The following is a 13,715-nucleotide window of genomic DNA, read 5'->3' on the forward strand; positions in this document are numbered from 1 at the left end:
CTCAATCCCCGGAGGTATTTCCCATGTCTGAATCAACCAAGCGCAAGTTCGACTTGCTCCCCATGCTCGGCCATACGAAGGGCAAGCGCAGTCCCGTCACGTGCGCCCTGAAGTGCGACAACGCCTGCTCGGGCGACGTTTGCAACACGAGCTCCAACGCCTACTTCCGCGATATTGCTTCCGCAGCTGTGTCCCGCCGCGCCGCCTTGGGCTTTGGCGCCGTCGGTGCGCTCGCCGTCGTCCTGGGCGGGCTCGGTGCACCGGAGAAGGCGGTGGCCGGCGGCGTTGGCCTGTCCGAGGCGGCAAAGGCGGGCTTCGACAAGGCCAAGCTCAAGTTCACGCCGATCAACCCGGTCGACTACACCGTTGACGCGTTCACCGTGCCGGATGGTTTCGCGTGGCAGCCGATCATCCGTTGGGGCGATCCGCTCTTTGCCGACTCGCCGGCCTTCGAGCTGAACGGCCAGACCGCAGCGGCGCAGGCCCGCCAGTTCGGCTACAACAACGACTACACGGACATCCTGCCCATCGCGGATTCCAAGGACCGCCGTGCCGTACTCTTCACCAACCACGAGTACACCAACGAGAACATCATGTTCCCGGCTACTTTGGCGGCTGGGGAGGCGCGCGCGATCGGGCGTGCCGCACACGGACTCACGGTTGTTGAACTCGAGCGCAAGAACAAGAACAAACCGTGGAACTACGTCAAGGGCGCGCCGCTCAATCGTCGGTTCCTGACCGACACGACGTATGAGCTCACCGGCCCTGCTGCTGGCACGGATTTGGTCAAGACCATCGACGATCCCTCAGGCCGGAAGATCAAGGGCACCTTGGGCAACTGCTCCGGCGGCACCACTCCCTGGGGGACCATCCTCTCCGGCGAGGAAAACTTCAACGGCTACTTCATGGCTCCGGGCACCTCGGCGGGAGACAAGCGCTACGGCCTCAGCAACAAGCCAACGGCGCGTAAGTGGGAACTCGATGAACCGCGTTTCAACACCAACAACGCGAGTTACGCCAACGAGACAAACCGCTTTGGCTGGATCGTGGAAGTCGACCCGTTCGACCCCTCCTCCACACCCAAGAAGCACTCCGCCATGGGCCGCTTCAAGCACGAGGGCGCGAACGTGATTGTTGCTGCCTCCGGCCGTGTGGTGGCGTACATGGGCGACGACGAGCGATTCGATTACCTCTACAAGTTCGTCTCCAAGGGCAAGTACATGGCAGGAGACTCGGCCGCGGCCCGCCGGAACAACATGAACCTTCTCTCCGAAGGCGACCTCTACGTCGCCAAGTTCACGGGCGACTCTCCCGCGGCCGAAATCGACGGCAGCGGTGCGCTTCCGTCTGACGGCGCGTTCGACGGTTCCGGCGAGTGGCTTCCGTTGGTGGTCGACGGCGTCTCCGCAGTTCCGGGCATGTCCGTCGCTGAGGTCCTGGTCTACACCCGCCTCGCCGCGGACAAGGTTGGCCCCACGAAGATGGACCGCTGCGAAGACGTCGAGCCGAACCTGGCGACCGGCAAGGTCTACGTGGTCTGCACCAACAACTCGGACCGCGGCAAGCCCGGCAAGGAAGGCGCCACCGAGGTCAACCCGCGCACGCTCAACCGGGACGGCCACATCGTGGAGATCACTGAAACCGGCGACCAGACGTCCACCCGCTTCAACTGGACCCTCTTGATGGTTTGTGGAGATCCCGCCAAGAACTCCTCCACATATTTCTCCGGCTTCCCGGCCGACAAGGTCTCGCCCATTTCCTGCCCGGACAACGTGGCCTTCGACTCGGCAGGCAACATGTGGATCGCCACTGACGGCGCGCCGTCGTCCATCGGCTATGCCGACGGCCTCTTCAAGGTCACCTTGGACGGCAGTGAGCGCGGCAAGGTGGAGCAGTTCCTCGCCGTACCGCGCGACGCCGAGACCTGTGGACCGATCGTGCACGACGACGAGCGGACCGTGTTCGTCGCCGTGCAGCACCCGGGCGAGGAGGGTTCCTTTGACGCTCCCCACTCCTACTTCCCGGATTACGTGGGCGCAGGGGCCGCCCCGGCCGCCGGCCAGGTCCGCGCCCCGCGTCCGTCGATCGTGCAGGTGTACCGCAAGGACGGCTAAGGCTCATCCTTTCCCAACGCTCGCTCACCTATGAGGGTCTTTCGGGAAACGCTCGCTCACTCTCTCCAAGGGAGTGAGCGAGCGTGCGGGTTTTGGGGCTCATGGGTGAGCGAGCGTTTGGGGGGAGGCACCGCTAATAGACTGGTGCGGTGACTTCGCAAGGCTCCCTGAGCTCCCTCGCCGCTGCCCGGATCGCCGTTAAGGCGTTGCTCGACGGCGGTGTGCGGCACGTGGTGGTCTCTCCGGGTTCGCGCTCGGCACCCATGGCTTACGCGCTGGCCGAGGCCGAAGCGGCCGGGAACGTCCGTCTCCTGGTCAGGATCGATGAACGCTCAGCCGGTTTCACGGCCCTTGGCTTGGCCCTGTCGACGGGCGCCCCGGCGGCTGTCCTGACCACCTCGGGGACCGCCGTCGGGAATCTCTTGCCCGCGGTCATGGAAGCCAACCACGCCGCCGTGCCCCTCGTGGTCCTTTCGGCCGATCGCCCGGCAGAGCTCCACGGTACCGGCGCCAACCAAACCACCATCCAACTGGACCTCTTCGGCGAACACGTTCGTTTCGCCGTCGACATTGCCGCTGGCAGCAATCCGCAGAGGGCCGTCGAGACCGCCATCTACGCGGCAACCGGCGCCCTCGAGGACACGCCGCCCGGGCCAGTGCAGCTCAACCTGGCGTTCCGCGAGCCGCTGGTTCCGGAACCAGGCGAGGCGCTGCCCGCCACCAAGGGCCACGGAGTTTTCCACTACGACTCCGGACCCCAGCCACTGAGCATGCCCCCCGCTCCCGCCGAACTAACGGAAAGGCGAACGGTGGTTTTGGCAGGGCACGACGCCGGTCCGGTCGCCGAGGCGTTCGCCCGCGCCCACCGCCTTCCGTTGCTGGCCGAGCCGTCGTCCAACGCGCGGTTCGGTCCCAACGCGGTGGGGCCATATCGCCTCATGCTGGACAACTTCGGACCCGGGTCTGCCCTGCCGATCGAGCGGGTGGTGGTCTTTGGGCGACCGACTCTTTCAAGGCCCGTCGCCGCCCTGCTGGCCCGAAACGACCTCCCCGCCGCCATGTACGAGCCTGTCCCCGTGGCCTGGTACGAGCACGGCCGGCGTCGTGAGGAGCGCTTTGACTCCCTGGCTGAGCTGGCCGGGTTCGCTGGCCGTGGCTCGGATGAGTGGCTCGACGCCTGGCTCCTCGCCGGGGCCGCCGCCCAACACGCGCTCGACGGCGTCCTCGAGGCCGAGCGTGCAGCTAACGGACCCGCCGTGGGAGCCACCGTCTGGAAACACGCCCGTGGACAGCTGGTCCTCGGCTCCTCCAATGGCATCCGCGACGTCGACCTCGCCGGGCAGCCCAGCCCCGAGCCCCTCGCCACAGTGTTCGCGAACCGTGGCCTCGCCGGCATTGACGGCACTATCTCCACGGCTACCGGAATCGCCCTCGGCGCGGGCCGCGAAACCACCCTCCTCCTGGGCGACATCACCTTCCTGCACGACGCCGGGGGCCTGTTCCTTGGAGCCGGAGAACCCGCACCGGACCTCCGCATCGTGGTCCTCAACGACGCCGGCGGAGGCATTTTCGGCCTCCTCGAGCACGGCAAGGTGGAGGACGACGGCGGCTACGGCACCGCCGTCGAGCGCCTCTTCGGCACCCCGCACAGCGTGGACATTTCCGCGCTGGCCGCGGCATACGGCGTCGGGCACACTTCGGTGCGTACGACGGCGGAGCTCGCCACCGCGCTTGCCGCGCCTTTGAAGGGCCGCAGCATCGTGGAAGTACGCACGGACCGCTCCGACCTTCGTCCGTTGCACGCGCGCATCAAGGCCGCAGTGGCCGCGGCAGTGTCCCAGGTGCTGCTCGGGGCGTAGGTGGCTGGCGACGCGCAAACGGGTGGCGACACGGAAATGCCCTGACGAGGCTGGAAATCCAGCCTCGTCAGGGCATTTGCGCGTCGCAGGGAATTGAACGCGTCGCCAGGAACTACAGCACGCGGCTGAGGAATTCCTTGGTGCGGGCGTGCTGGGGGTTGGCGATGATTTCGCGGGGGTCACCGGACTCCACCACCACACCTCCGTCCATGAAGGTCAGGGTGTCGCCGACTTCGCGGGCAAAGCCGATCTCGTGGGTGACCACGATCATGGTCATGCCGGACTTGGCCAGATCCTTCATCACGTTGAGCACATCGCCCACGAGTTCGGGGTCAAGGGCGGACGTGGGCTCGTCGAAGAGCATGAGCTCGGGTTCCATGGCCAGGGCCCGGGCGATGGCAACCCGCTGCTGCTGGCCGCCGGATAGCTGTCCCGGGTAGTGGTTGGCGCGGTCGGCCAGTCCTACCCGGTCCAGCAGTTCCAAGGCCTGCTTCTTGACGGCTGCCTTGTTCTTGCCCTTGACCTGCACGGGCGCTTCCATGACGTTGTAGAGCGCGGTCTTGTGCGGGAACAGGTTGAAGCGTTGGAAGACCATGCCGATTTCCCGGCGCTGCGCGGCGATTTCCTTGACTTTCAGATCGTGGAGGCGGCCGTTGACTTCGCGGTAGCCGATCAGCTGGTCACCGACGGAAATGCGGCCCGCGCTGATGGTTTCCAGCAGGTTCACGCAGCGGAGCATCGTGGACTTGCCTGAACCGGAGGGGCCGATGACAACGGACACTTCGCCCTGGTTGACCGTCAGGTCAATGCCGCGGAGCACATGGTGTTGGCCGAAGTACTTGTGGAGGCCTTCGATCCGCACCAGCGGTTTCTGGGTGGTGATGGTCATTTTGCCTCGTCCTCCGGGAAGTCCATCTTCAACGACGGCTCTGCTTCGGCACTAGGTGCCACTGCTGCGGCAGCCTTGGCGGCTGCGGGGTTGATGAGGGCCGGGGCCAGGTTGGTGTCCACGCCCTTGCCGTAGTAGGCCTCGATGTAGTGCTGGCCGACCATGAGCAGGCTGGTGATGACCAGGTACCAGATGGCTGCCACGATCAGCAGCGGCACCGGAAGGTAAATCCGGTTGGCCAGTGCGTTGGTCGCGAAGGTCAGGTCCAGGGTGAACGGGACGGCCAGGACCAGAGAGGTGGTCTTGAGCATGCCGATGGTTTCGTTGCCGGTGGGCGGGACTATGATGCGCATGGCCTGGGGCAGGATGATCCGCCACATGATCTTGCCGTTGCCCATACCCAGGGCTTCGGCGGCTTCGGTCTGGCCTTTGTCCACGGACTTCAGGCCGGCCCGGAAGATCTCCGCCAGATAGGCGGATTCGTTCAGGCCTAGCCCCAGGATCGCCGCAACAAGAGCCGTAATGACGGTGCTCGTGTCCACGCTGAACAGTTCGGGGCCGAACGGCACCCCTGCGCTGATCTTGGGGTAGAGGACGGCGATCAGACCCCAGAAGACCAACTGGGTGTAGACCGGGGTGCCGCGGAAGAACCAGACCCAGACCCAACTCGTGTAGCGCAGGACCGGGTTGTCGGACTGCCGCATGACGGCCAGCAGGATAGCCAGGACAATCGCAATGACCATCGAAGCTACAGTCAGCAGCAGGGTCCAGCCAACGCCCTGGACGACTTTGACGTCCAGGATGTAGGTCCCCACAACGTCCCAACGGAAGTTGTGGTTCGTGATCACGCTCTGCACCATCAGCGCTAGTACGCCAACGATGACGATGGCGCTGATCCAACGGCCAGGATGCCTGACCGGCACCGCATCGTTCAGCACGGGCGCTGCATGGCCTGGTTGATGATGATCCATCTGTGCACCTGATTTGTTATCGGTGGCGGGAATACTCAAGACTTGACCGCCGGGTTGACCTCGGACTTGGTGATGGCGCCTTCGGCGTTGCCCCAGCCAGTGAGGATCTTCTTGTACGAACCGTCAGACATGAGCTTGGTCAGCGTCTTCTGGATGACATCGGCGAGGGCGGTGTCCGACTTGGCAACGGCGATGCCCTGGGGAGCGGCGTCGTAAACGTCGCCGAGCTTCTCAAGCTGGTCCCCGGTCTGGGTCAGCGCGTAACCGATGATGGGGGAGTCGGCTGCCATGGCGTCGATGCTGCCGTTGACGAGCCGGGTGGTGACGTCGGTCTGGTTCTTGAGCGTCACGATGTTGATCGGCTGCTTGCCGTCAGCTGCGCACTTCTTGTTGCGGCCGGAGAGGTCCGGGTCTTCCTGGACGGTGCCGGTCTGCACGCCGATGGACTTGCCGCAGACGTCATCCAGGGAGAACTTCTTCGGGTTGCCCTTCTGCACGGCCCAGGCGGTGCCGGCGTTGAAGTAGCTGACCATGTTGACCGCGCCGAGACGCTCGGGGTTGATGGTGAAGGAGGAGATGCCCAGATCGTACTTGGGGCCGAGGGCGGGGAGGATGCCCGTGAATTCGGCGGTCTGCACCTGGACCTTCAGGCCAAGGGTGGCGCCGATCGCCTTGGCGATGTCGACGTCGTAACCGACAGGAGTCTGGCCGTCGGTCCCGAGGAACTCAGCAGGAGCGTAGGTCGTGTCCGAGCCGACGGTCAGCGTGCCCTTGGACTTGATGGCCGCGGGGACCAGTGCAGCCAGGGTGTCGTCCTTGGTGATGGTGGTGGGATCAAAGCTTGCATTGGCACTGCCAGAAGGCGAGGCGGCACTCGACGGGCCTGCCTCTGAGGCGTTGGTGCAGGCAGTCAGTGCCAGGGCGCCGATTGCGATGATGGTTGCAGCCTTGAGCGTCGAACTGACCGGAAGCGAACGGAATTTCTGCATTTTCTTACCTTTTGTTGCAGTGGATGCGAAACTAATCGGTTCATAGTGTAGCGCCGAACATGAGATGTGCGTCACAGAAAACTAAGTTTTACTATTGGATAACCTACGAAGCAAAAAATCAAGACCCCCAACACGGCTATTGTCTCGCACCCCAGACATCTGCGGGGGTGGGTTTCGAACGTAATTCCGGCGACGGAGTCTTAGTTGTTGATCCCCAGCGACTCGAGCATCGGCCGGAATTTGGCCCAGGTCTCGGCCAGCTCGGCGTCGGGAACGGAGCCCTCAACGATCCCGCAGCCCGCATAGAGGCGCACAGTCGTAGGACTTTCGATGATCGCGCCGCGCAGTGCGATGCCCCATTCCCCGTTGCCAGCGGCGTCGAGCCACCCGACCGGTCCGGCGTACGGCCCGCGATCCATGTGCTCAAGCTCCCGGATCAGTTCCCCGGCAACCAAGGTAGGTGTGCCGCACACGGCGGCGGTTGGGTGAAGCGCGTTGATCAGGGCAAGGCACGTAGGGACATGTCCCTCAATGTCGGCGAGCTCAGCCTTCACGTCCGATGCCAGATGCCACACATTCGGCAGCTCCAGGATGAACGGTTCGCTGTGGGCGTTCATGGCCTCGGAGAAGGGCGCGAGCTGGGTGGTCAGCGATTGGATGGCGATCTCGTGCTCATGCCGTTGCTTCTCGGAACCGGCCAGCACGCGTTCGGCATATTCCATGGGGGAGCCGTCCACCCCCTCGGCGTCGCGACGGTCCAGCGTCCCGGCCAGGACCCGCGCCTGTGCAGTGCGGCCCTCCACCTGAATGAGCATTTCCGGCGTCGCCCCCACCAAACCGTCGACGCCGTATGTCCAGCATTCGCGGTAACGGCTGGCCAACTGCTGCAGCACTTTGGCGGCGTTGACGCCGTCGGGCAGCGTCGCCACGACGTCGCGCGCGAGGACCAGCTTCTCGAGCTTTCCGGTTCGGATTTCCGCCACGCCGTCCGCCACGGCCTGCTTCCAGGCGGTTTCGCTCAGCGAACCACTCTCCAGTGTGACCTTCCCGTCACCCAACTGGCTCGCATTTGTTGTCGTTATGGGCCTTCTAAACGACAACAACTGCGAGTTAGTTGGGTGCCCGACGCCGGAGCCTCCAGCCGCCGCAAACTCGCCGCCCGCGGGGCTAAGCCAGCCTGCCAGGGCGGCGAGGGCGCCCGCCTCGGTGAGTTCGACGTCGTCGAGCGTCAACTGGGTGAGCCATGACCGCCCATCCCGGATCCCCACAACAATTTCCGGAAGGATCAAGCGCGATTCAAACGCGGATGTCTTGGAGAAAGCAAAGGAGCCAAAGGCCACAGGGCCGGTGCCGGGGATCTCGAGGGGATCCGTGACGTCGGCCTCGATGACGAGGTGGCGCCACCACATGTCAGCCTCGAGAAAGCGATCAGGCCCGGAAGCAGTGAATCGCGCGAGTTCGCCAAAGCCCACCAACCCGTTCTCGCGGCGGGACCAGCACAGGACGTCGTCCCGGACCAGAAACGACGGCAGCCCCCCTGAGGATGAATCAACATCGAGGGGGACTGTCAAGGTGCGGAGCGTACTCGTCATGATGGAACAACATTACTCCCGCGGGCAACGCGCGAACCCACGGAGCAAACGGAGCGCCCCGAAAGTTCTTCGCATATTTGTCTGAGACAATTGCAGGGTGAACCGAGCATCCTTGGAAAAGCGTCCGGACGAAGTTGCGACGATGTTTGACGATGTCGCCCCCAAATACGACGTCGTCAACGATGTCCTGTCCATGGGGCAGACCCGGCGTTGGCGCCGCGTCGTCGTGGACGCGATGGATGTTCGGGTAGGCCAAAGAGTCCTGGACCTGGCTGCCGGTACCGGCACGTCCAGCGAACCCTACGCCGACGCCGGAGTGGACGTCGTGGCCTGCGACTTCTCGCTGGGAATGCTGAAGGTCGGCAAGCGCCGCCGCCCGGACATCAACTTCGTTGCAGGGGACGCCACCAAGCTGCCCTTCGCGGACAACTCCTTCGACGCGTGCACCATTTCCTTCGGCCTGCGCAACGTCAACGAACCACACAAGGCCCTCGCGGAGATGTTCCGTGTGACCAAGCCGGGCGGACGCCTGGTTATCGCCGAATTCTCGGCCCCCGTAGTGCCCCTCTGGCGGACCATGTACACCGAATACCTCATGCGCGCACTGCCCGCCATCGCCACCAAGGTCTCCTCCAACCCGGACGCCTACGTGTACCTGGCCGAGTCCATCCGCGCTTGGCCGGACCAGGACCACTTGGCAGCCTGGCTACAGGAAGCCGGCTGGACCGACGTCAACTACCGCAACCTGAGCGGCGGCATCGTAGCGGTACACCGCGCCCAGAAGCCTGGTACCGAGCACCGGGAAAGCGTTCCCGTGGCCAAGCTGCGCCGCCAGATCAAGCCGCGCCGCCAAGCCGGCGATCAGTCCCGCTAACCGGCCTATTAACAAGGACGCTGTGAACGTACTGATAGTCGGCGCAGGGCCAGCCGGGTCCACCGCCGCGTACTACCTTGCCCAGGCGGGCATTTCCGTGACGGTTCTGGAAAAGACCAGCTTCCCGCGGGAGAAGGTCTGCGGCGACGGCCTCACTCCCCGCGCCGTCCGCGAAATCCAGAAGCTCGGCCTTCCGCATGTCGAGGACGAGGGTTGGCGCCGCAACAAGGGGCTCAGGCTCATCGCCGGCGGCCGCACCATTGAATTGCCGTGGCCCGAGGTCGCCGATTTTCCCACGTACGGACTCATCCGCACGCGCCTCGGATTCGACGAGGCACTGGCCCGGCACGCCCAGTCGGCGGGCGCCGTCGTGCTTGAACGGCACAGCGTCACCGAAGCCCTGCGCGACGACGCCGGGCGGGTGATCGGCGCGCGCGCCGCGCTGCTCGACGAGTCCGGACGCAAGACGGGCGAAACGCGTGACTTCCACGCCGACGTCGTACTCGCCGCAGATGGCAACTCGACGCGCACAGCCGTTTCGCTCGGCATGCACAAGCGCGACGACCGACCGCTCGGCGTCGCCGTCCGCACCTACTTCACCTCGCCCCGCCACGAGGACGACTGGATGGAAGGCTGGCTTGAGCTTCCGGGCAAGTCCGGCAAGCCGCTGCCCGGCTACGGTTGGGTTTTCGGCGTCGGCGACGGCACATCCAACGTTGGCCTCGGAATCCTGAACTCCTCTAAGGAATTCGGCAAGCTCGACTACAAGCAGGTCCTGCGCGAATGGACCGCCGGCATGCCGCCCGAGTGGGGCTTCACACCCGAAAACCAGGTGGGGGAGATCCGCGGCGCCGCCCTGCCCATGGGCTTCAACCGCACCCCGCACTACTCGCCGGGGCTCATGCTCCTGGGCGACGCAGGCGGCATGGTTTCGCCGTTCAATGGCGAGGGTATTTCCTACGCCATGGAGTCGGCCCGTTTTGCAGCCGAGTTCATCATCGACGCGTCCTCGCGTGCTGCCTCGGCGGGGTGGACCGCGCACGACGCCGACGCGCACCTTTCGCGGTACGCGGACTACGTGCGGGACCAGTGGGGATCACACTTCACCCTGGGCCGTGTCTTTGCCGCCCTCATCGGCAAGCCCGCCGTCATGAAACTCGCACTGCGGACCGGGATGCCCATCCCGGTGCTGATGCGCTTTGTGGTTCGCTTGCTGGCGAACCTGACGGATGCGTCTGCCAAGGGCTTCGAGGACCGAGTCATCCGCGTCCTCGAGATGTTGGTCCCGGCCACGTCCAACACCACATCGACCGCCGCTTCCACCCGCGCCGGCACCGAATCAACGCTTTCCTCCGCGAAAAGTTAGGGTTAACCCGTGACTCACTCTGCCGAACACAGTTGGACGCACGCCGGGCACGGCCTGCCGGACACTGTCGAACCCGCTCCCACCACTACCGCGATCGCCACTGGCCTGCAGCTTCCCGCCGGTTTTGCGGCTATCGCCAAGGACGTGGAGCTGGGTCCTGCCATCACCACCAACCTTGCCCGCGTGGAAAAGAAGCTCCGCGAAGCAATTGCCAACTCGGATCCCCTGGCTGACGCAACGTCGCGTCACCTGGTGGAAGCCGGCGGCAAGCGCATCCGCCCGCTGTTGACCCTCCTGTGCGCCCACCTCGGCGACGCATCCCGTCCGGAAGTGGTCCAGGCCGCCGTCGTGGTTGAACTGACCCACCTCGCAACCCTCTATCACGACGACGTGATGGACTCCGCGCCCTACCGCCGCGGCGCCCCCACGGCACACGAAGTCTGGGGCAACTCAGTGGCCATCCTCACGGGCGACCTGATCTTCGCCCGCGCCTCGATCCTGGTGTCCGAACTCGGTTCGCGTGCCCTCGGAATTCAGGCCCGCACCTTCGAACGCTTGTGCCTGGGCCAGCTGCACGAAACCGTGGGCCCGCGTGAAGGCGAAGACGCCGTGGAGCACTACCTCTCCGTCATCGCCGACAAGACCGGTTCCCTGGTTGCTGCCTCGGGCCAGCTCGGTGCCATCTTCGCCGGCGCCGACGAAGCCTTCGAGGACGTGCTCGTGGAGTACGGCGAGAAGGTTGGCGTGGCCTTCCAGCTGGCTGACGACGTCATCGACGTCACTGGCGTCAAGGTCAAGTCCGGCAAATCCCCGGGGACAGACCTCCGCGAAGGCGTTCCCACGCTGCCCGTCCTCCTGCTCCGCAAGGCCGCCGACAATGGTGACCACTCCGCCGTCGAACTCTTGAAGCTTGTGGATGGCGACTTGTCCTCCGATGAGGCGTTGGCCCTCGCGGTTGCCGGGCTGCGCGAGCATCCGGTCACCGCCGAATCCTGGGTGATTGCGCGTCGGTGGTCCGCTGAAGCCATTGAAGCCTTGAAGCCATTGCCCGAAGGCGTGGTCAAGGAGTCGCTCACGAACTTCGCCCACGCCGTTGTGGAGCGCGCCAGCTAGCTCGGTGCCTCAGTTCCCGTCGCGGACCCAACTGACTCGCAGTTAATGTCGTTTTGACGCCTCATAACGACAACAACTGCTAGCTACTTGGGCGGGGGCGGGCCGGCAGGGGCGGGCTTAAATGCAATGGCCCCGGTTCCTTGCAACGCTACGAGTCACGCGCTGCAATGAACCGGGACCATAATCTCCGTTCGCATCAGACTCACCGGAGGCATTTAGTGAATCCGGTTACAGCATATGACAACCTTGTCACGGGTGCAACTTTCCCGGTCAAGGGGTTTTCTGAGTTTGCCGGGAATTTCGCGTCCCTTCCTGACCCTCTTTGATTTCAGAATGGCCCCGACACGCCTGAGAAGGGGTGTGTCCGGCAGATTGTGGGCCCAAAGAGGGGCAGGAAGGGCCAACAAAGTTATCCACATAGGGGAACCCGCAGCTACCCTCGTCTGAGCGATGCTGCTGTAGTGGCCACATGGATGTAGTGCAATTCCTCCGGAGGCGGGGTGGTGCGGCCCGGACTGCGCAATTGCTAAGAGCGGGCTATCCAAAATCGGCGTTGGCAAAAGGGGTTCGCAACGGGACAGTCAACGTGTTGCGCCGTGGGATTTACACGATCGAGGGCGCCGATCCAGTCATCATTGCTGCGCTTCAGGCGAATGGCGTCTTGACCTGTGTTTCGGCTGCTCGTTTCTACAATCTGTGGCAGCTGCATGAGCCAGGGGGCGTCCAAGGATCGCGGAGTTCCCAGAGATCCGAGGGCCTCCACCTTAGCTGCGGTAACGGTCTTGTCCGGGACGGTGTGGTGGACCACGCCCGATGTACCCACCCGGGGCATCCGTACCTTCCCGTGGCGGGCCTGGCAGATGTCCTCATCCATGCTCTGAGATGCCGACCCGAACTGGAGTCCTTGGTGATCGCCCAGTCTGCAATCAGCCGCGGGTTGATCACCACCGACTTCCTCAACGCGAAACTGCTCGGGAACCGCAACGGAGCAGCGAGGGCTGTGCTGGATCTCGTGCTGCCCAGGGCTGATTCCTTGCTCGAAGTGCTCGCCCACACGCACTTTGTCCGGGCAGGGCTGCGGGTCCGGATGCATGTGGAACTGGCCGGAGTGGGTGAGGCGGACTGCCTGATCAACGAGTGCCTTGTAGTGGAGCTCGACGGCCGGACTCATCTTGAGGCGCGCCAGGTGAAGAAGGACCGATACCGCGACAACGCCAGCGTGAGGGGTGGGCTCTTGGCGTTGCACTATTACTACGAGGACGTGGTCCACCGTCCTGAAGAGATGGTCAACGAGATCTTGACCGTGTTGCGGCACCGGGAAGTCGGCCACTTCGCCCCTGCACGATACGCGCCCGGGTGGGTGCCGCCGTCGTAATCCAGCAAGCAGCGCGCCGTCATGACCCTCTTTGGCACGGAAAAAGCCGCGACACACCCTGTTCAAGGCGTGTCGCGGCCCTTCCAAATTCAAACAGGGTCAGGAAGGCAAAGCCCCCCGCAAAAACGACCCCCAAAAAACCTAGTCTTCGTCGCTGAAAGCCCAGTCGAACATGTCGAACACGAACTCGGAGAATGTGCCTTCTTCAGATTTCCATTGGCCGCGGGCGTTGTTGCGACGCCACACGATGGGATCCGGGACGCCGAGGTCGCCTATGCGGAAACCCCAGGTGAACTGCTCTTCCTCGTCCTCCAGGAACATGAGGAAGCCTTCGTCGTCCACTTCGAGCTCTTCGGGGTCCCAGAAGTAGTGGTAGGCCTCCATGAGGTCCTCACAGCCACCGATCGCGAGGTAGAACTCGCGCAGCACCATGGGAATGGTGAATGAGTGGGCGGACAGGGCCTCGTCCAGCTCAGAGGTGGACAGCCCATCTTCTTCCTGCCATTCGTCCTCGAGATACTTCGGTACAAGCGCGCGGAATTTCTCGAGGAACATGTCAGTCATGCTCCCATC

11 protein-coding genes are annotated in these 13,715 nt (G+C 64.2%); 6 read left to right on the forward strand and 5 right to left on the reverse strand.

Translation table 11 applies throughout. The features are described 5' to 3' along the window. The first annotated feature begins 23 nt into the window (after positions 1–23). Both NFJ07_RS11425 and menD read left to right on the forward strand, forming a co-directional pair. The gene (locus NFJ07_RS11425) at positions 24–2,114 is read left to right on the forward strand and encodes a PhoX family protein (protein ID WP_269994443.1); all 2,091 of its coding nucleotides are present in this window, start codon (positions 24–26) and stop codon (positions 2,112–2,114) included. Between the two features lie 149 nt (positions 2,115–2,263). Further along, positions 2,264–3,973: a 2-succinyl-5-enolpyruvyl-6-hydroxy-3-cyclohexene-1-carboxylic-acid synthase gene (gene menD, locus NFJ07_RS11430; protein ID WP_269994445.1), complete on the forward strand. Its 1,710-nt coding sequence runs from the start codon at positions 2,264–2,266 to the stop codon at positions 3,971–3,973. 112 nt (positions 3,974–4,085) lie between these two features. Here the strand turns inward: menD and NFJ07_RS11435 are convergent, their stop codons facing one another. From NFJ07_RS11435 to NFJ07_RS11450, 4 genes are all read right to left on the reverse strand, one after another. Continuing rightward, positions 4,086–4,862 carry an amino acid ABC transporter ATP-binding protein gene (locus tag NFJ07_RS11435; RefSeq protein WP_269994446.1) on the reverse strand — a complete coding sequence of 259 codons (777 nt, stop codon included), beginning with the start codon at positions 4,860–4,862 and terminating at the stop codon, positions 4,086–4,088. Continuing rightward, a complete protein-coding gene (locus NFJ07_RS11440; RefSeq protein ID WP_269994447.1) occupies positions 4,859–5,833 on the reverse strand; it encodes an amino acid ABC transporter permease in 975 nt (324 codons plus the stop codon). The genes NFJ07_RS11435 and NFJ07_RS11440 overlap by 4 nt, the downstream gene beginning before the upstream one ends. A gap of 35 nt (positions 5,834–5,868) precedes the next feature. Further along, positions 5,869–6,822: an ABC transporter substrate-binding protein gene (locus NFJ07_RS11445; protein ID WP_269994448.1), complete on the reverse strand. Its 954-nt coding sequence runs from the start codon at positions 6,820–6,822 to the stop codon at positions 5,869–5,871. Between the two features lie 200 nt (positions 6,823–7,022). Next, positions 7,023–8,414: an isochorismate synthase gene (locus tag NFJ07_RS11450; RefSeq protein ID WP_269994449.1), complete on the reverse strand. Its 1,392-nt coding sequence runs from the start codon at positions 8,412–8,414 to the stop codon at positions 7,023–7,025. Positions 8,415–8,511: 97 nt separating this feature from the next. On the opposite strand from NFJ07_RS11450, the gene NFJ07_RS11455 reads away from it, so the two are divergent. The 4 genes from NFJ07_RS11455 (at position 8,512) to NFJ07_RS11470 (ending at position 13,142) form a co-directional block, all read left to right on the forward strand. Next, positions 8,512–9,288 carry a demethylmenaquinone methyltransferase gene (locus NFJ07_RS11455; protein WP_269994450.1) on the forward strand — a complete coding sequence of 259 codons (777 nt, stop codon included), beginning with the start codon at positions 8,512–8,514 and terminating at the stop codon, positions 9,286–9,288. A 22-nt stretch (positions 9,289–9,310) separates the two neighbouring features. After that, entirely contained in the window at positions 9,311–10,654 is a 1,344-nt protein-coding gene (locus NFJ07_RS11460; RefSeq protein WP_269994452.1) for a geranylgeranyl reductase family protein, read from the forward strand. A 9-nt stretch (positions 10,655–10,663) separates the two neighbouring features. Continuing rightward, complete coding sequence (locus NFJ07_RS11465; RefSeq protein WP_269994453.1) at positions 10,664–11,767, forward strand: polyprenyl synthetase family protein; 1,104 nt, start codon at positions 10,664–10,666, stop codon at positions 11,765–11,767. A gap of 469 nt (positions 11,768–12,236) precedes the next feature. After that, a complete protein-coding gene (locus tag NFJ07_RS11470) occupies positions 12,237–13,142 on the forward strand; it encodes a type IV toxin-antitoxin system AbiEi family antitoxin domain-containing protein (RefSeq protein ID WP_269994454.1) in 906 nt (301 codons plus the stop codon). Between the two features lie 141 nt (positions 13,143–13,283). On the opposite strand, the gene NFJ07_RS11475 is transcribed toward NFJ07_RS11470, so the two are convergent. Beyond that, positions 13,284–13,706, reverse strand: a complete 423-nt coding sequence (locus tag NFJ07_RS11475) for a hypothetical protein (protein WP_269994455.1) — start codon at positions 13,704–13,706, stop codon at positions 13,284–13,286. Positions 13,707–13,715: the final 9 nt, after the last annotated feature.

The sequence above is a fragment of the Arthrobacter sp. B2a2-09 genome (assembly GCF_027587375.1).
Taxonomy (GTDB): domain Bacteria; phylum Actinomycetota; class Actinomycetes; order Actinomycetales; family Micrococcaceae; genus Arthrobacter.